Consider the following 18,353-nt stretch of genomic DNA (forward strand, 5'->3'; position numbering starts at 1 on the left):
CATGCCTGTATTGTTGTCCCTTTCGCAGGACGGTTCATTTTACATTGATGTTCATGGGCACTTTTAAAGATTGGCACTTTTACTAAATAGGAATTTTTCATGTCTATTGTGCGTTGCGTATTGGTTAAGGCCCTGTTGCTGCCTCTGTTGATTATCCTGCCGGTATTGGCCCAGGCCGAGACCTTTGTTTTCACAGCCATCCCGGATGAAGATGAATCCCGTCTGCAGCAACGATTTGGCAAGGTGGCGGACTATTTGAGTGACCAGCTCGGGGTTGAAGTGCGCTATATCCCGGTGAAGTCTTACGCCGCGGCAATCACGGCCTTCCGCAATGATCAGGTCCAGCTGGCCTGGTTTGGCGGTTTGTCGGGGGTGCAGGCACGTCGCCTGGTACCGGGCGCAGAAGCTCTGGCTCAGGGGTTCGAAGACCAGTTTTTCAAAACCTATTTTATCGCGCATAAGAGTGCCGGGATTGAGCCCGGGGCTGAATTGGCCGAAGCAGTCAAAGGTAAAACCTTCACCTTTGGTTCGAAGGGATCGACGTCGGGTCGCTTGATGCCTGAATATTATCTGCGCCAGGCATTTTCTGCAGCACCTGCAGACATTTTTTCCCGCGTTGGGTTTTCCGGCGATCACAGTCGCACCATTGCGCAAGTGCAGTCCGGCGCCTATCAGCTCGGCGCTGTGAACTACGCGGTGTGGGAGAATATGCTCAAGCAGGGCGACATCAACGAGGACAAAGTTCAGGTCATCTGGACAACGCCCACCTATCCGGATTATCAGTGGAGCATCCGCGGTGATGTGGATCAGCGTTTTGGTCAGGGCTTTAAAGAGAAAGTACGTACAGTGCTGCTTGAGATGACTGACCCGGAGTTACTGGCCAGCTTTCCCAGAAAAAGTTTTGTTCCGGCAAACAACAGTGACTATGCACCGATTGAAGCAACCGCGAAAGCCATTGGCTTGATTGATCAGTAAGACAGCGAATTAGAAAGACCATGATTGATGCGTAAGACAACTCTTGATGACTGAGACAACTGAAGCCATGCCGACCGCGCCGGTGTTATTGCAACTGACCCATCAGTCCATAAGTTACGGTGATCACCGGGTGCTGGCGGACATCAGTTTGACCATCCGTCAGGGTGAGAAAGTGGCATTACTGGGCCCCTCGGGTGCGGGTAAAACCACCTTGATGAATCTGTTGTACCAACAGCAGCCGGAGACTAGCGCGCTGCAACCTCAAGGGGGTGGGCTGGTTGATTTGTTGTCGGTGTATCAGAATATTTTCATGGGCGGACTGGATCGATTCAGTACGCTGACAGCGCTGTGGAATCTTATCCGTCCGCTGTCATCAGCTCGCAGCGACATTACCGCAATAGCGCAGACGTTGGGGTTGCAAGACAAACTGTGGCAATCGGTAGACCGGTTGTCGGGTGGTCAACGCCAGCGGGTGGCCATTGGACGTGCCTTATTCCGTCGCCAGCCAGTGTTTTTCGGTGATGAGCCGGTGTCTTCGGTGGACCCGTTACAGGCTGAAATGTTATTGGCGTATTTGCTTGAGCAGCATGAAACGGCGGTGATCAGTTTGCACAACCGCCAGTTGGCACTCGATCACTTTGACCGGATCGTGGTGCTGCGCGAAGGCCGGCTCTGCTGTGATTGTCCGGCTCGGGAATTGAATGGTGAGCAACTGGATGAATTTTACCAGCAGGTGTCTTCCCCGGTTTCCGGTCTGCCTGGCAACACCGACGATGGTTGGGTTATTCGCACTTCATGACGTTTATCACACAGTCTTTTCGATGTCTCGCCGGTAAAGTATCCCGTTTCCTGCCCCATCTTCCGTTTCGTGAGAACTCGAGTGCCCGCCGTCTGAACGGTGTTTGTCTGCTGATGGTGGGGGCGGCACTGTTGGCGTTGTTCGGTGCCGATATTGAAATCTATGCGGTGGACCCCTGGCAGGAGCTGGGGAAAATCGGCTGGGGATTGCTATTGCCTGGCTGGAGCGACTTACCGGCGCTATTGCAGGCGCTGGGTTATACCGTGGCTTTTGCGTTGTTGGCGGTGGCGGTGGCGGCCCCCTTGGGGTTGCTGTTGGCCATGGTGTTTCATTGGCGCCCGATCAGGCTCTTGTGTGCGGCGCTGCGCTCCGTCCATGAACTGTTCTGGGGGCTGATCTTTATGCAGATCTTTGGCCTCAGTGCCACCACCGGTTTACTGGCCATTCTGGTGCCGTTTACCGGTGTCTTCGGCAAGGTGTTTGCCGAAATTTTTGAGCAGCAGGCAACGCAGCCTGCGCAGACGTTACCGCCGGCGGCAACGGGTCTTAAACGTACGGCCTATACGCTGCTGCCCCAATCCTGGTCGGCATTGTTGAGCTATACCCGCTACCGCTTTGAATGTGCGCTGCGCTCCAGTGCCATTCTTGGGTTTATCGGTTTGCCGACCCTGGGGTTCCATCTGGAAACGGCGTTTAAGCAGGGGCAGTACAGCGAGGCCGGTGCCTTGTTGTGGGCGTTTTTATTGCTGATTGCCAGCCTGCGCTGGTGGCTGCGTGCGCGTTTGATTCCGCTCTATTTGATCGCGGCGGTGTGGTTATTGCCGGAGACGATTGGCTTCAGCGGGGGGGGATCCCTGTGGCAGTTTGTCAGTGTGGACATCTGGCCGTCGGCGCTGCGCGCCGGTGATGGCAGCGGATTGCTCGACTGGCTCACAATGATGTTCAGTGAGCAGGTGTGGCCGGGACTGGTGCAGACCCTGTTGCTGACGCAAATTGCGGTGGTGTTGACCGGCGTGTTGGTGTTGCTCACCTACCCGCTTGCCAGCCGGGCTTTGGTGGGACCCGTGATGCGCTGGCCGGGTCGCCTGCTGTTGCTGGTGTTGCGCTCGACCCCGGAGATGGTGCTGGTGTATGTGCTGTTGCTGTTGCTGGGGCCGTCGGGGTTGCCGGTGGTGCTGGCGCTGGCCTTGCACAACGGCGGCTTGATTGCCTTTTTGGTGGCCAACGCCAGCGATGCGGAGCACAAAAGCCGGATTACCCGAGCGGATGATCCGCAAGGGCTCAAACGCTATGCTTACGTAGAAACGCCGCGGCGTTTCCCCGCGATGCTGGCGTTTCTATTTTACCGCTGGGAGGTCATTCTGCGTGAGAGCGCGATCATGGGCATACTGGGCATTGCCACACTGGGTTTTTACATCGATTCTGCGTTCGAAGAAATCCGTTACGACCGTGCCTTTTTGCTGATCGTGGTGACGGCCTTGTTGAACATTGTGGTGGACAGTGTCTCACGCCGTTTGCGTCGACAGGCGCTGCCGGACACTGCCCAATAAACGACTTTTGCAAAAGCTTAACGGTTCAGCACGCAAAAGTTTAGGTGCCCACCTTGATGGCGGGCACCTAATTTGCCAAGCTGTTGTTTACGACAGACCGTTGAAGATAGAGCGCTTAAGCGGGGACAGCGTTAAGCTCTTTCACCGGAGACCTTGGCAGAGCCAAAAATCCCCATTTTGCATTTGCCCGCCAGCTTGTCACCGTCCACCGTGAGGTTGTACTTCAGGGTGATCTTCATCGGTTTCTGAACCTTTAAATCAAATTTCAGGTTATTGCCTTCCGCCGTTCCGCTAAAGTCCATCTGGCCTTCGGGGCTGCTAAGGTAGCCGGACAGCAAGTCGCCCTGAGTTTCGAAATGGCCGCTTATTTCCTGTGGCCCCATGGGGGTGGATAGGATCATTTTCCAGTCACCGTCGATCACGGCGGCTACAGTGTTGGTGGCTGTGGCTGTGGCTGGCGCGATTGCGGGTTCCGGTGCGGTAGCTGGAGTGACTGGCTCGGCCACGCTCGTGTTGCCCTCCTGCGCCGGGGTGTTGGCGGGCGCTGCGGTTTTACGACTCAGGTCACGACCTTCAATCACACTCAACAATTTCACCGGTGTCAGTGGCAGTTCCACCGGCACCTCACCAAAAGGCGAGAGAGCATCGGCGATGGCGTTCACCAGTGCGGGAGCGCCGATAATGGCACCGCCTTCGCCCACGCCGCGCATGCCGCCGACCGATTGTGACGGGGTGTTGGCGTGCACGAATTCAAAATCCGGCACATCGGAAATGGCGGGCAGGTGATAATCCTTGTAGGTGGCGGTGGTGGGGTTGCCGCGCTCGTCGAAGCCCACCTCTTCCAGCAACACCATGCCAATGGCCTGCGCCAGACCACCGGAAATCTGACCTTCGACAATGGCCGGGTTGATCGGGGTGCCGCAATCTTCGGACGAGATCCAGCGCAGAATCTTGACGAAGCCGGTATCACTGTCCACTTCCACCACACAGGCATTGGCGGCACTGCTGAAGGTCATGGGTGGCGGCTGATAGCGGTACTGGGCTTCCAGTCCGGGTTCAAAATCTTCCGGTAAGCGATCGGGCTCGCCGTAGGCGATGTTGGCAATGTCGGCCAGCGAACGGGTTTTGTCCGGTTGTCCGGCAACCGACACCATGCCGTTGTCGATAAGGATATTGTCGGGGGTGGTGTCCAGCAGATGGCTGGCCAGCAGTTTGGTTTTGTCGGCCAGCAACTCGGCGGCTTTGATGGCGGCACCACCGGCAATCACCCCCTGACGGCTTCCCGCTGCGCCGGGAGAGAAGCCACCGCGTGAGCTGTCGCCTTCAAAGACGGTGACGTCTTCATAGGCAACGCCCAGTCGGTCGGCAAAAATTTGCGCCATGGTGGTGGCGGTGCCGTGCCCCTGGGAGTGCGTACTCATGGTGGCGGTGACCTTGCCGGTGGGCTCAATGCGCACCTGGGCCAATTCACCGGTCATGGTGGTGATCGCCCCGGCGGCGCCGGTGGGCTCAATGTAGGTCGCTAATCCCAAGCCAAGGTAGCGCTCCTGCTCGCGAGCGGCGGCCTGCTCCTGACGGAAGGCGGCCACGTCAAACGCAGTGAGTAATTTCTCCAGACACTCGGCCGGGGTGACGTCTTCCAGCGGAATTTCCATGCAGGAGGTGGTGGGTTGATCCTGTAAGGTCACCAGATTGCGACGACGGATCTCGATGGGGTCCAGGCCTATGCGTCGGGCGGCAACATCCAGGGCGGTTTCACGGATCAGGGTCTCCATCGCCCAGGGGCCACGGTAAGCGGCGTAGCCGACGGTGTTGGTGTACCAGCCGCGGGTCAGGAAACCATAGGTGGGCATTTTGTAGGCGGCCCAGACAAACATGTGCACGGCAATATTGCACTCGGCGAGCTGTGGGTAGGCGCCATTGTTACAGCTGTAATTCCCGTGGGAGGCGATCAGGGTGCCGTCGTGATCGAAACCGATTTGCAGTGCCATTTCCTGTTCGCGGGCCTGATTGGCGCCGATCAAATTTTCGTAGCGATCTTCGATCCATTTCAGCGGACGCCGCAATTTCATGGCGGCGAGAATGACCGCCGTCTCTTCTTTCCAGGGGTGGTTTTTAAGTCCGAAACCACCGCCGACGTCTTTGGCGATGACCCGGATGGCGGCTGGTGGCAAGCCGAGGGCAATGGACACCCAGCGGGCCACCATGTGCGGGCTCTGGCAGGTAATGTAGAGCGTGATTTCTTCGCTGCCGTCAAAGGTGACAAGAACACCGCGGGTCTCCATGGGGGATTGCGAGATCCGTTGATGCACCACCGTGTGCGTGATCAAGTGAGGTGCGCGTTGCAGCTCGGCTTCGAGATCTTCGTCAATGTCTTCCTCACCCATCTGCGCGGCAATGTTGTCGTCGGTACCGGGGTGAATCGGTGGTGCGTGGTGGGCGTCGCGGATACTGATCACCGGATCCTGCTCGGCGTATTCCACCTCAATCAGCGAGGCGGCATCTTCGGCGATGGCACGGCTGTCGGCGATGACCAATGCCACCGGCTCGCCGACATAGGCAACCCGGCCATTGGCCAGCGGGGTGATTTCAACTTCCGGGGACACCAGGAAAAAGCTGATCATGTCCACGTTGTAGCAGGCCAGGTCTTGCTGGGTGTAAATCGCATGCACACCGGGGACATCCAGGGCGATATCCATATTGATGGCGACAATGTCGCCGCGCGCAATCGGGCTGCGGGCAAAGGCTACCTGCAATTGCCCCGGCAGGCTGATGTCATCCACAAACTGACCGCGGCCGGTCAGCAGTCGCGGGTCTTCCTTGCGGCGCACCCTTTGTCCGATATAACGTCCGCTGGTGATGGCGTCGTGGCTTGGCTTTTCGGACGGCTTGTTCTCCGACTTACTTTCTAATTGGCTTTCCGACTTGATGGCCAGCTGGGTTTCCTGAATGTTCTCAGTGGCTTTGGGGCCGCTAATCTGAGTGGGTGCGTTCATGACTCGTCTCCACTGTAGATTTCCACCGGGTTGGCCAGTTTTTTCGCCGCCCGGCGAATGCCCTGATAACCGGTGCATCGGCAAATGTGACCGGAAAGCGCACCCAGCAACTGCTCTTCCGTAGGGTTTGCCTGTGAGCGGTAGGACTCGTCCGTGAGCGCCGCCATGGTCATGACAATGCCGGGAGTACAGAAACCACACTGTAATCCATGTTCGTCCTGCAGGGTTTGCTGGACGGTGTGCAGGGTGCCGTCGTCCGCCGCGAGACCTTCCACCGTGGTGATGTCGCTGCCGTGGGTTTGTACGGCCAGCATGAGACAGCTGCGCACGGCTTTGCCGTCGACGATGACGGTGCAGGCACCGCAGACGCCGTGCTCACAACCTAAGTGGACACCGGTATAACCGGCATCGTCGCGTAAAAAATCCGCCAGGGAGGTGCGCGCTTCAACGTCGCTGCTGTGACGGCGGCCGTTGATGGTCAGTTCTATGGTGTGCTTGCTCATACCGCCTCCTGAGCGTCGATGGCCTCAAGCAATGCGCGGGCGAACAGCCGGGTGCCGACGGTGCGACGATACTCGGCACTGGTGTGCTGGTCGTCGAAAGGTGCGGTATCGGCAACAGCGCTTTCTGCGATGATCTCTGGATCAATGTCCTGCAGCGACTGGCCAATCAATAGTTGTTCGGCTTGCCGGGCTTTCATCGGTGTCGGTCCCATGCCAAACCAGGCCAGTCCGGCGTGGGTGATTTTACCGGCCTCAATCGCCAGTGCGCCGACCAGTCCGACCAAGGCGAAATCGCCGGGGCGCTGTGCCAGTTCGCGAAAAATCGTCAGGTGACCCTGGGGCCAGCCGGGAAAGGTAATACCCGTGACCAGTTCATCGTGCTCCAGCACGTTCATGTAAGGACCTAGATAAAATTCGTCGGCGGACACCTGACGTATGCCTTGCGAAGATCGGATCTCAATGGTGGCGCCCAGTGCTACCGCGGTGGCGGGTAGTTCGGCCGCGGGCTCACCCAGGGTGATGGAACCGCCCACTGTGCCGCGATTGCGGGTCTGGTGGTGTCCCACGTGGCGTACCGCTTCGACAATGACGGGCAGATCCTGAATCAGAATGTCGCTGTCGACAGCATCGCACTGGCGTGTGGCAGGGCCGATACGAATTCCGTGGTCGACTCGGGTTATGCCCTTAAGTTCAGGGATATTATTGATGTCGACCAAAATGAACGGTTGGCTCATGCGCAGGTTGAGCAGGGGTATCAGTGTTTGCCCGCCAGCCAGTACGGCGGCACCGCCACAGGCTTCGGCCAACGTCGCGCAGGCTTCTTCAACAGAGGCCGGTGCGACGTAATCGAAAGGAGCGGGTTTCATTGCCGGTCTCCTTTGGAGGGCTGGCTGGGTGTCCCGTTTTGATGCTGCTGCTCCTGAATCAGCCGTTCCAGCACGGCGTTATCAATGACGATGACGGAGGCGGTTGAATGACGCCCATATTCGAACGCCGCCAGCGCTACCAAAATCAGCAGCAAACCGATGGCGATACCCGGCCAGAGTGAAGAAGCCGCCGCAGCTGGTGCATAAGCGGGAATGCCATAGGCGGGGGTTACTGCGGGACCGGCTGCAGCGACGGGTGCTGCCTCTGGTGCTTTCACCCCACTGACGATGTCACCGAAGCGGCTGAAAAATTTACCGGCCAGTTGTTTGGCCGTTGCGTCAATAATCGGGCCGCCCAATTGCGCCATGCGGCCACCGACCTGCGCATCGACTTCGTAAGACACCAGTGTGCCGCCGTCGATCTCGCTCAAATGTACCTTGGCAGAGCCTTTGGCGGAACCGGCAATGCCGCCATTGCCATCCAGTAACAGGACATAGCTGTGTGGCGGTTTGAGTTGTGTCAGTGTGACCACGCCCTTGAAGCGCGCACCGATGGGACCGACTTTGACTTCGACCGTCGCCGCGAAACGGTCATCGGCTTCTTTACTCAGACTTTGGCAGCCCGGAATGCTCGCACGCAGGACATCGGGATCATTGAGGGCTTCCCAGACTTTTTGACAAGGAGCAGCAATGCGCTGCTCGCCTAGCATCTCCATGTATCGAACACTCCTGTTGTTGTTATTATGGCTTTATCCGCTTTTTTTTTCTTTGGTTATTATGTTCCAATTGGGGTAGTGTGGTCTAGTGTACACCGGTGTTGATTTGTAAAGATTTCGTGTCAGAAAAATTGAATATTTACGGCTGAATCCGAGCGAGAAGAATTTTGAAAAATGATAAAAAAATGCTGTTCATAACGTGCCACTCAGCCAGGTCTGTCGAAACGCTTTTTAAGCGCAATTTAGCGTATCTGGCCACCATCGTGATTGGGGGTGTGTAGGGTTTTGGAGGGCATGGTGTCAGAAAAATCCGCTCACTTATCGCCCGTGGAACTGGTCGCGGCGATGTTGGTGATTCTGTTGTGGGGACTGAACTTTGTTCCTATGAAATTCGCGCTGTTGGACTTTACGCCTTTCCAAATGGGGGCTGCCCGTTTTTTGCTGGCTGCGTTTCCTTTGTTTTTGTTTGTGGCGCGACCATCGATACCGATGAAATGGTTGTTGCTGTACGGTTTTGCCCAGGGTCTGGGGCAGTTTAGTTTTTTATTTTTTGCCCTGAAGTTTGGAATGTCGGCGGCACTGGCATCCGTTTTGATGCAAACCCAGGTTTTTTTTACCGCACTGATGGGAGCAACCTTGCTGGGCGAACCCATATCCAGGCCGTTAACTGTGGGCATGATGGTAGCTGCGGCGGGATTGGCCTGCTTTGTCCTGAACCTGTTCACTGATCAGGGTCTCGGAACGGTTACTGAATTAGGGTTTTTATTGACGTTGATGGCGGCGCTCATGTGGTCCAGCGCCAACATCATCGTGAAAAAAATGCAGGCCAGCAGTGAGGGGTATTCGGCTTTATCCCTGGTTGCCTGGAGCAGTCTGATATCCGGGGTGGGTTTTGTCCTCATCTCAATCGTCTTTGACGACCATGATGCACATGACAATTGGTTGCAGGCATCGGCAACCGGATGGTTGTCACTGCTGTATCTGGGGTGGGCCGCCAGCGGTCTGGCCTACTGGCTTTGGACGCTGTTGCTGACGCGTCATCTGGCCAGTCGGGTCGCTCCGTTTTCTCTGGGGGTACCCGTGGTGGGGCTGCTCGCCGGTATTTGGGTGTTGGATGAACAAATGACCACCATGCAATGGGTGGGATCTGCTCTGGTGATGTTTGCTTTGGTGGTCGTGGTGATGGGCTCACGTTACTCTATTGAACGTATGACGCGCCGATACACCAGACGTAACTGAAGCACCTGAACGTCAGTATGTGGCTTCCTGTCGCATGTAATGGCTCCCTCTCGCAAGTTGAGCCCTTCCAAGGCCGGATGGCAATAGAATGTCGCTCTGGATAAATCGCCTGTGCCTGCGAGCGGCTGAATTTTGTGGCACGCTGACTGGGTTAACCTGACGGTGGGAGAGCTATTGATCCAAACAGCGCGCTCACCTGAAATCACTTCGGAGCAGAGAGTATGTTTGAAGGCCAGCATTACCAAAATGGGTACATTACCCGCAATATCGAAAAAGCCATTGAGCGTTTTCGCCAAAACAGCGATGTGGTGGAAGTGGCGAGTTACGAAGTGCCGGTCGAAATTACCACTGCCAAAGGCAAGGGAACGGCGGTCTCCAAACTGGCGTTTATCTGGGTCAACAATTTGCAATACGAATTGATTGAGCCGGTGTCCGGTCTGGTGGATGTGTATACCGATGAATTGCCGGACGATGACAGTGTGAAATTTCACCACAGCTGCATGCGCGTGGCGGATTGGGATGACTTCCGCAGTCGGGTGGACGAGATGGGGTATCCGGTCGTGATTGAAGGCGGCAGTGACCAGTTGAAATTTTTGTATCTGGACGCACGCGAGGTGGTGGGACACTACCTAGAGTATGTCTGGATGACACCGGAACGCTGGAAAGTGCTCGGTGGTAGTTGAGACTGGTAGTTAGGATTGATAGTTAAAACCAGTCGTTAACACTGATCGCGAAAGATGGAAGTTCAGGTCGCTGTTGGTGAGAAAGTTAAACGGGCTGTGATTCACAGCCCGTTTTTTTGCGTTGAATTCAAGCGAACTTTAAGAACGCTTGAGTTTATACGCCATCACCGAGTCGCCCATGGTCGAGCCGTACATGCTGTGGCCGCCGGCCGGGATGACAATATATTGCTCGCCGTTGACTTCATAGGTCACCGGAATCGAGGTGCCGGCGGCCGGTAAGTCCGTTTCCCACAGGGTTTCCCCGGTGGCCATGTCAAAGGCGCGGAAACTGTTGTCCAGGGTGTAGCCGATGAACACCAACCCGCCTGCTGTGACCAGCGGGCCGCCGGCGCCGGGTGTGCCCAGAAACCAGTCGAACGGCAGTGACGCCATCTTTTTAATGCTGCCCAGCGGAACTTCCCAAACGATTTCTTTTTTCACCAAATCAATGGCCGTCAAGGCTGCCCAGGGCGGTTCAGAGCACGGGGCTCCAGTGGGCGACAGCAGGGGCTCTACCTTGGTGACATATTTTGAACCGGGATTGGGAAAGGTCATGGAGAGCCCTTCAACCTTTGAGTCATCCGCTTGTGGCTTGAGCGCTTGTTCCCGCGGAATCAAGGTAACGATGGTGGGGACTCGATTGGACGCGACCACCATGATGTGGCTGTCTGGATCATAGCCGCCGCCACCCCAGTTGGGACCCCCGCCGGCGGAGGGTGACATGATGGTTCCCTTAAGGCTGGGTGGCGTATAAATCGGACCGTAATGGTATTCTTCCGCCTTGTTGCGGCACAGCCATTCATCAATGAAGGTAAAGCCCCACACATCATTCGGAGTGAAACCGTGTTTCAGCACCGTCGGCATGCCTTCGCTAAAGGGTTGAGTCGGTGACAGCACTTCACCGGGTGTCTGGATATTTTGGGGAACAGGACGTTCGACAATTGGCACCAGAGGTTCGCCGGTTTCACGATTGAAAATGTAGATGATGCCCATTTTGGTGTTTTGTACCAGAGCCGGCACCATCTCGCCATTGTGAGGGTAATCGATCAGCATGGGGCGCGTGGGCGTGTCGTAATCGAACACGTTGTGGTGCACAAACTGGAAGTGCCAGGCGACTTCACCGGTGGCGCCTTTCAGGGCGACAACGGAAGAGGTGTAGTGGTTGTCGCCGGGGCGGTCGCCACCATAGTAATCGTCAGAAGCACTGGTGGTGGGCAGATACACCAGGTCCAGTTTTTGGTCGACCGCCATGGACGACCAGACATTCCCCTGGCCAAAACTTTCGGTCCCCTTGCCCCAGGAAGTCATGGCCGGGTCGTTGGCATCACGGGGCACAGGATCAAACGCCCAGCGCTGTGCGCCGGTCCGGGCATCAAACGCCAGCACTCGCCCGCTGGGAGGATCGGATCGCTGCATATCGGCAACGGCGGAACCGACCACGACCACGCCATTAACCACGGCGGGATTGGAAGTGGCGACGACCTCGCCGGGAAATAATTCGGGCTTGGTGATCGGCATTTTAACAGCGCCGTTTTCGCCAAAAGCTTCACAGGCTTTGCCGGTTTTGGCGTCGATGGCCAGTAAACGGTAATCGGACGTGCCCAGGAAAATTCGGGTTTTACACTGGCTTCCTGCCGCGGCCTGCTCGTCCACCCAGCTGGTGATACCGCGGCATTTTTTTGTGCTGCGGTCCGGGCCTTCCGGGTCAAACGTCCAGCGGGTTTCTCCGGTGGCCGGGTCCAGGGCGGTGAGGCGGCGCTTGACGGAACAGACCACCAGATTGCCTTCAATCAGGCTGGGTTGATCTTCAAACGCGATCAGCGACATGCCGTCGACTTCTGCCGGCAAGTCGCCGGTGTTGAACTCCCACGCCAGCTCGAGGTTAGCCACATTGTCTTTATTGATCTGGGTCAGGGGGGAATATTTGGTTCCCAGCTGATGTTGGTCGGTTTCAGAACCGGCATTACCGGCTAACGGTATGGCAGCCACAGTGATACCAGCGATGAGGCTGAACAGTGTCCGTTTGCATTGAAAAAGACGCGTGTTTTTATTTTTTTGCATGGGCTTCTTGCCTGTTAAAGGTATTTTGATAAGGATATTTTTTTATAGGTATCGTGCGTTAAAGCAATCTTGCAAATTTAAAGGTGTAAAGGAGGCTTCGCGCTGTCGTCAAATTTTGAGGTTATTATTGCGCACACTTTACTCCCATGCAAATTCACGTCAACGGATTGACACCAATATTGAGTCGGCAAGTGTGGGGGTGTAAATCACGAGATTTTTTGTGTTCGTGGGACGCTCAGAACTTCCTCAGAATGGGTTTGCCCAGTGCGGCTTCGACGTTATGGACGAGACCATTGGCTTGCTCAAGCGAGATGGCGTATGGCATTACGCCATATTGGTAGTTGGGCTTTTCAACCACCGGCGCAATGTTGCAGTCTTCCAGGTAGCTGCCCCCATGGCCTTCCAGCAAGACAGAGGTGGCCGCCCAGAGGGTGGTGGCAGCGCCTTGCTGCAGGGTCTTGTAAGTGGATTTACCGCCTGAAATGGCCGCTTGACGTTCCTCTGGAGTCAAGTAACGGCTCAGGTTGGTATCGATGGAGCCTGGGTGGACGGCAGTGGACAGCACGCCTGCAGCGCCCAGTTGCTGGTGTAAGTAGGCCGCCAGCAGGGCGGTGGCGGTTTTGGATTGGCCGTAAGCACGCCATTTGTCGTATGCCCGGTTTTCGAAATTCAAGTCATCCAGTACCACCGGTGACATGTGATGTCCCAGCGAACTCAAACTGACAATACGTGGAGCGGAGGATTTGAGCAGGGCCGGTGTTAACGCTTCGGACAGCAGCAAATGGCTGACGTAATTAATAAACAGCTGTGATTCAAAACCCAATTCGTTGCGCTGGTAAGGGGCGGCCATGATACCGGCGTTGTTGATGAGCAGATCCACCACCTGCCCGGAGCGGTTGATGTGGTTGCCAAATTCCGTGACACTCTGCAGACAATTCAAATCCACCGACACCATGTCAATATTGGTATTGCCCGTTTCGGCCTGCAGGGTTTTGGCGATGGCGTCACCGGCCTGCTGGTTGCGACCCAGCAAAGTGACTTGGGCACCGCGCAGGGCCAGTACCCGGGCGGTTTCCAAACCCAGACCTGCGGTAGCGCCAGTCACAATGGCGTGCACGTGGGACAAATCCAACCCGGCGCTGACTTGCTCGGCCGTGCTCACATGGCTAAAAGGAGAGGTGAGTGGTTGTTGCATATGTGCTCCTGAAGGTTATTTTTTTCGGATGTGCAGGGGAGGCAATGTCATCCATAGTCACTGTTTTTAAAGGACACTGCTCTTCACAATCAAGGGGATTCTGAGCACAGTGCCTCAATCTGTTGCAGGTCGATTTGGCTCAACTGCCAGTCACTGGCCGCAATGTTCATTTCCAGTTGCTCCAGTTTGGTGGTACCGGCAATCACGCTGCAGACAGCGGGTTGTGCCAGCAGCCAGGCGATGGCCAGTTCCAGTAACGTATGCCCCCGTTCTTGCGCGAACGCCGTCAGTTTTTCGGTCAGTTGCAAGTTGGCCTCGGTGAGGTAGCGGTCGCCCATGTTCCACAGGTTTTTGCTCAACCGGGTGCCGTCGGGCTGTGCTGCGTTCGCGGAGTATTTCCCGGTCAGTAAGCCATTGGCCAGCGGGGTGTAGGGCATCAGTCCCATGCCGTATTGCTCCAGGGCGGGCATCAGCTTGTGCTGGGCGGATTGATTGATCAGGGAGTATTCGTCCTGGGCAACGATAAATTCGTGCAGCTTGTCGGTTTTGGACAGCCATTTGGCTTCCACCACTTGCCAGGCGGGCAGATTGCAACAGCCAATGTAACGGGCCTTGCCGGAGCGGATGATGTCGTCCAGTGCTCGCAGGGTTTCTTCCATGGGGGTAGAGGCATCGGGCCAGTGCAGCATGTAGAGATCGATGTAGTCGGTATTGAGGCGCCTAAGGCTGTCTTCCAGCCCCTGGATGATGCCGCGTCGAGAAGAGTCTCTGACGGTGAAGTCCGGCGTCATGCCGAACTTGGACACAATCACCGCCTGCTGCCGGCGAGCGCCGAGGGCTTGGCCCAAAATGGTTTCGGACAAGCCCCACTCTTGGCCGTACACCGGGGCCGTGTCGAACAAGGTGACCCCCAAATCCAGCGCCCGCTGGATGATCGCCTGCGAGGCACTGGCATCCAGTGTCAGTCCGAAATTGTTACAGCCCAGCCCAATGCTGGACACTTTCAGTCCGGAATTACCGACGTTGCGTTTGTGCATGGATACAGCCTCTTGTGTTTCTAGTTTCTAGTTTCTAGTTTCTAGTTTCTAGTTACTAGATTCTAGTTCTCTGACGGGTGCGCGCCTCGAGCGGTTGTGAATGTGTTTAGCGACGCAGTTAGCCTCAGGATACCTGTTGAGCCGCAATGTATTCAACACCGCTGTTTAACTTTGTCGGGTGCTGGAATCGTTCCATCAGGCTCGGCAATACCTGTTGGTAGGCTTCGACCGCTGCTTCCTTGACCGGACCATAACCGGCGATGTCACGCGCAGCGCTGGCCAGATTCACGGCGGCGGACAGGTTGTCGGCGTTCAGCTGGTCGGCGATGCCTTCCATCAACTGGCGGTACTCCACAATCAGCCGGCGCTCCATGCGGCGTTCGGCGGTGTAGCCGAACACATCAAACGCAGTGCCGCGCAGCCCTTTGAGCTTGGCCAAGAGTTTAAAGACGGTGACGATCCAGGGGCCGAAAGTGCGCTTTTTAGGCCGGCCGGTGGCCTTGTCTTGGCCCGGCAGCAGCGGCGGAGCCAGATTGAAGCTGAGTTTGAAGTCACCAGCAAACTGACTGCGGATCTGTTCCAAAAATTTTGGCTCGGTGTACAGCCGTGCGACCTCGTATTCGTCTTTATAAAGCATCAGCCGTGCCAGGGTCAGGGCGACTTCACGGACGAAGGTGTCGCTAGCTTTGGTGCTGGCGACTCGTTGACGGATAGTGTTGATAAAATCACGGTATGTTTTAGCGTAATCTTCGTTTTGATACGCCGTCAGCAAGCGGCTACGGCTGCGCAGCACATCCTCTACGCTATCCAGTGGTACTGGTTCCGGGGTTGAGTCCAGTTCAGCTGCCAGGGCTTGTGGATCGTGAGCCGCCAGTCGACCCAGGGCGAAAGTCCGCAGGTTACCGTCGACAAAGGTGCCGTTAAGGCGAATGGCTTCTTCAATGGCCCTGATCGACAGGGGTAACAGACCTTGCTGCGCGGCATAACCGAGCATCAGCATGTTGGTGCCAATGCTGTCGCCAGTCAGGTCCGTCGCCAGTTTGCTGGCGTGCAGGCTGAACGCAGGGCCGCCGTCAATGGCTACCACAATGGCTTTGCGCAGCCGGGCTTCGCCCAGATCCAGGTGTTTGTTGGTCTGAAATTCTCCGGTGGGCGCCACATCGGTGTTCATGATGGCGGCGGTGTGACCCGGGCGCACACTTTTCAAAATCGCAGCGCCGGAGCCGACGATCAGGTCACAGGCAATCAGCAGATCGGCCATGCCCTCTGACAGTCGTGAAGTAAAAATACCTTTGGGGTTGGGCCCAATGCGGATGTGGCTAGTGACCGAGCCGCCTTTTTGCGCCATGCCGGTGAGATCGAGAATTGTGCAACCTTTGCCATCCAGGTGGGCTGCCATGCCCAGCAGCGCGCCGATGGTCAGTACTCCGGTGCCGCCGATACCGGCCACCTGAATGTTGTAACCGCGCGCATCCAGCGGGGCCAGTGCGGGCTCGGGCAACTGCTCGACCAGCTGCTGTAAACGGGCGGGGTCGCCGCTGGCGTGAAGGGCAATTTTGGCTCCGCTGACATTGACGAACGATGGGCAGAAACCTTTGACGCAGCTGTAGTCTTTGTTGCAGGTGGACTGGTCAATTTTTCGCTTGCGGCCGAACTCGGTTTCCAGCGGCAACACGCTGATGCAGTTCGATTGTACCGAGCAGTCACCACAGCCCTCACACACCTCGGGGTTGATAAACACCCGCTTGTCCGGGTCGTTCATCAGCCCGCGTTTACGACGCCGGCGTTTTTCGGTGGCGCAGGTCTGTTCGTAGACAATGGCGCTGACGCCTTTGCTTTCGCGCAGTTGACGTTGCAGGTTGTCCATTTCGTCGCGGTGGCGCAGGAAAGAGTGCGTGGGCAGCTTGGTGGACTTGTACTGGTCGGGGTTGTCCGACACCAGGTAAACCGGGCGCACACCTTCGGCCAGTATCTGCTGGACCATGCCAATGGGGGTGAGCTGCTGTTCGACCGGCTGGCCGCCGGTCATGGCCACGGCGTCATTGTAGAGCACTTTGTAGGTGATGTTGGCGTTGGCAGCGACGGCGGCGCGTATCGCCAGGATGCCGGAATGGGAGTAGGTGCCATCGCCCATGTTCTGGAACATGTGGGGGGTGTCGACAAACTGGCTAACCGAATTCCAGGGTGAGCCCTCGTGCCCCATGGGCATGAATTGCATGGTGTCGCGATCCATCACCACGGCCGCCAAACCGTGACAGCCGATGCCGCCCATGGCCTTTGAGCCCTCAGGGATTTTGGTGCTGGTGTTGTGGGGACATCCGGAGCAGAAGAAGGCCGGGCGCACGGCGTTGCTGCCGAGTTCGGTGGCGCGTTGTTCCAGCGCCAGATAACCGTGGTAGTGGGTGTCGACGTGGTCATCCTGAATGCCCAGCTGATCCAGCAAGGTTTTGATGGCGTGACGCACCGTGCCCACCGACAGCTCGGCGATGGACGGCAGCAGTGACGCGCCCTTGAGGTCGCGTTTGCCGGTCAGGGCGGGGCGCTGATCGGCGCTGAGACCATACAGTTGCTGGGCGATCTGATCTTCCATTACCGGGCGTTTTTCTTCGACGACCAGTACCGTGTCACTGCCGGCGGCAAACGCCGTCAAACCTTGCGGGTCCATCGGCCACACCAGGCCTGGCTTGTAGAGACGTATGCCCAGACGCTGGCAGGCCTCGTCGTCCAGGCCCAAATCGGCCAGTGCCTGACGCACATCCAGATAGGCCTTGCCCGCTGAAACGATGGACAGACGGCGACGCTCGCCGTCGATGATGACCCGATCGATGCCGGTCGTGCCGATACTGTTGGCGCGGGCAAAGGCCGTGGCGGCGGGCAGGCGATGATTCACCAGCCACTCCTCTTCCATCAGCGGCGGTAAATTTGGACGCAGGTTCAGGCCCTCGAGGGGAATTTCAACGTCGGTGGGGATCGCGTAGTCGTGAAAGGCGTCGGGCAATTCCACACAGCCGGACAGGTCCAGCGTGTCGGTGATGGTTTTGAGGCCGACATAGCAGCCGCTGTAGCGGGACATGGCCCAGCCAAACAGACCGTACTCGATAATTTCGCTGATGCTGGCGGGGTAGAGAATGGGTACCATCGCCGCCATTAACGTGTGCTCCGACTGATGCGCGCTGTCGGACGATTTGCCGCCGTGATCGTCACCGGCGACAATCAGAAAACCGCCCTGGGCGGCGGCGCCCTCGAAGTTGCCCAGTTTCATGGACTCGCAGGCGCGATCCACACCGATACCCTTGCCGTACCAGAGTCCGAACACCCCGTCGAATTCAGACTGGCCGAACCATTTCAGCTCCTGAGTGCCGCGAATGGCGCTGACCGCCAGCTCTTCGTTGAGGCCCGGTTTAAAGACGATATTGTGTTCATCCAGCAGGGTTTGCGCGCTCCATAGGGCAGAGTCGTAGACGCCCAACGGTGAGCCCCGATAACCGGAGATATAGCCGGCGGTCTTGAGCCCGGCAGCGCGGTCGCGGCGAATCTGGTCCAGCGGCAAGCGCACCAGCGCCTGATTGGAGGTCATGAACACCTGCCCGTCGGGCTGGGTGTATTTGTCGTCCAGTGTGGTTACGGTTTTATCGAGGGTCGCTTCAGGCTTTGTCATGGGATTACTGCATCTGGATTCGAACTGCGGCCAGCG

Annotated in this window: 13 protein-coding genes; 5 read left to right on the forward strand and 8 right to left on the reverse strand. The window is 57.0% G+C overall.

From position 1 onward, the window contains the following. Positions 1–105: 105 nt before the first annotated feature. Genes G8770_RS09010 through G8770_RS09020 form a run of 3 tightly spaced genes read left to right on the forward strand, consistent with a single transcriptional unit; the run spans position 106 to position 3,324 of the window. On the forward strand, positions 106–975 hold the full coding sequence (locus G8770_RS09010) for a putative selenate ABC transporter substrate-binding protein (protein ID WP_425050243.1): 870 nt from the start codon (positions 106–108) through the stop codon (positions 973–975). A 46-nt stretch (positions 976–1,021) separates the two neighbouring features. After that, positions 1,022–1,774 (forward strand): ATP-binding cassette domain-containing protein, encoded by a 753-nt coding sequence (locus G8770_RS09015; RefSeq protein ID WP_243760377.1) that lies wholly within the window; start codon positions 1,022–1,024, stop codon positions 1,772–1,774. Further along, on the forward strand, positions 1,771–3,324 hold the full coding sequence (locus G8770_RS09020) for a PhnE/PtxC family ABC transporter permease (protein WP_208022154.1): 1,554 nt from the start codon (positions 1,771–1,773) through the stop codon (positions 3,322–3,324). Before G8770_RS09015 ends, G8770_RS09020 begins: the two co-directional genes overlap by 4 nt. Positions 3,325–3,455: 131 nt before the next feature. Here the strand turns inward: G8770_RS09020 and G8770_RS09025 are convergent, their stop codons facing one another. The 4 genes from G8770_RS09025 to G8770_RS09040 are packed head-to-tail and all read right to left on the reverse strand — an operon-like array spanning position 3,456 to position 8,405. After that, complete coding sequence (locus G8770_RS09025) at positions 3,456–6,320, reverse strand: xanthine dehydrogenase family protein molybdopterin-binding subunit (protein WP_167185073.1); 2,865 nt, start codon at positions 6,318–6,320, stop codon at positions 3,456–3,458. Further along, positions 6,317–6,823 (reverse strand): (2Fe-2S)-binding protein, encoded by a 507-nt coding sequence (locus G8770_RS09030; RefSeq protein ID WP_167185076.1) that lies wholly within the window; start codon positions 6,821–6,823, stop codon positions 6,317–6,319. The genes G8770_RS09025 and G8770_RS09030 overlap by 4 nt, the downstream gene beginning before the upstream one ends. Further along, positions 6,820–7,689 carry an FAD binding domain-containing protein gene (locus G8770_RS09035; protein ID WP_167185079.1) on the reverse strand — a complete coding sequence of 290 codons (870 nt, stop codon included), beginning with the start codon at positions 7,687–7,689 and terminating at the stop codon, positions 6,820–6,822. Before G8770_RS09035 ends, G8770_RS09030 begins: the two co-directional genes overlap by 4 nt. Beyond that, positions 7,686–8,405: an SRPBCC family protein gene (locus G8770_RS09040; RefSeq protein WP_167185082.1), complete on the reverse strand. Its 720-nt coding sequence runs from the start codon at positions 8,403–8,405 to the stop codon at positions 7,686–7,688. The genes G8770_RS09035 and G8770_RS09040 overlap by 4 nt, the downstream gene beginning before the upstream one ends. Positions 8,406–8,699: 294 nt before the next feature. On the opposite strand from G8770_RS09040, the gene G8770_RS09045 reads away from it, so the two are divergent. Further along, the gene (locus tag G8770_RS09045; protein WP_167185085.1) at positions 8,700–9,644 is read left to right on the forward strand and encodes an EamA family transporter; all 945 of its coding nucleotides are present in this window, start codon (positions 8,700–8,702) and stop codon (positions 9,642–9,644) included. 221 nt (positions 9,645–9,865) lie between these two features. Next, on the forward strand, positions 9,866–10,327 hold the full coding sequence (locus G8770_RS09050) for a VOC family protein (RefSeq protein ID WP_167185087.1): 462 nt from the start codon (positions 9,866–9,868) through the stop codon (positions 10,325–10,327). 138 nt (positions 10,328–10,465) lie between these two features. On the opposite strand, the gene G8770_RS09055 is transcribed toward G8770_RS09050, so the two are convergent. From G8770_RS09055 to G8770_RS09070, 4 genes are all read right to left on the reverse strand, one after another. Continuing rightward, positions 10,466–12,427: a pyrroloquinoline quinone-dependent dehydrogenase gene (locus G8770_RS09055; RefSeq protein ID WP_167185089.1), complete on the reverse strand. Its 1,962-nt coding sequence runs from the start codon at positions 12,425–12,427 to the stop codon at positions 10,466–10,468. A gap of 235 nt (positions 12,428–12,662) precedes the next feature. Next, complete coding sequence (locus G8770_RS09060) at positions 12,663–13,622, reverse strand: SDR family NAD(P)-dependent oxidoreductase (RefSeq protein ID WP_167185092.1); 960 nt, start codon at positions 13,620–13,622, stop codon at positions 12,663–12,665. 89 nt (positions 13,623–13,711) lie between these two features. Continuing rightward, positions 13,712–14,659, reverse strand: a complete 948-nt coding sequence (locus G8770_RS09065; RefSeq protein ID WP_167185095.1) for an aldo/keto reductase — start codon at positions 14,657–14,659, stop codon at positions 13,712–13,714. Positions 14,660–14,783: 124 nt separating this feature from the next. Beyond that, on the reverse strand, positions 14,784–18,317 hold the full coding sequence (locus tag G8770_RS09070) for an indolepyruvate ferredoxin oxidoreductase family protein (protein WP_167185098.1): 3,534 nt from the start codon (positions 18,315–18,317) through the stop codon (positions 14,784–14,786). Between the last annotated feature and the right edge of the window lie 36 nt (positions 18,318–18,353).

Origin of the sequence: Pseudomaricurvus hydrocarbonicus (assembly GCF_011602365.1) — a bacterium.
In the GTDB taxonomy this organism is placed as follows: Bacteria; Pseudomonadota; Gammaproteobacteria; order Pseudomonadales; family Cellvibrionaceae; genus Pseudomaricurvus; species Pseudomaricurvus hydrocarbonicus.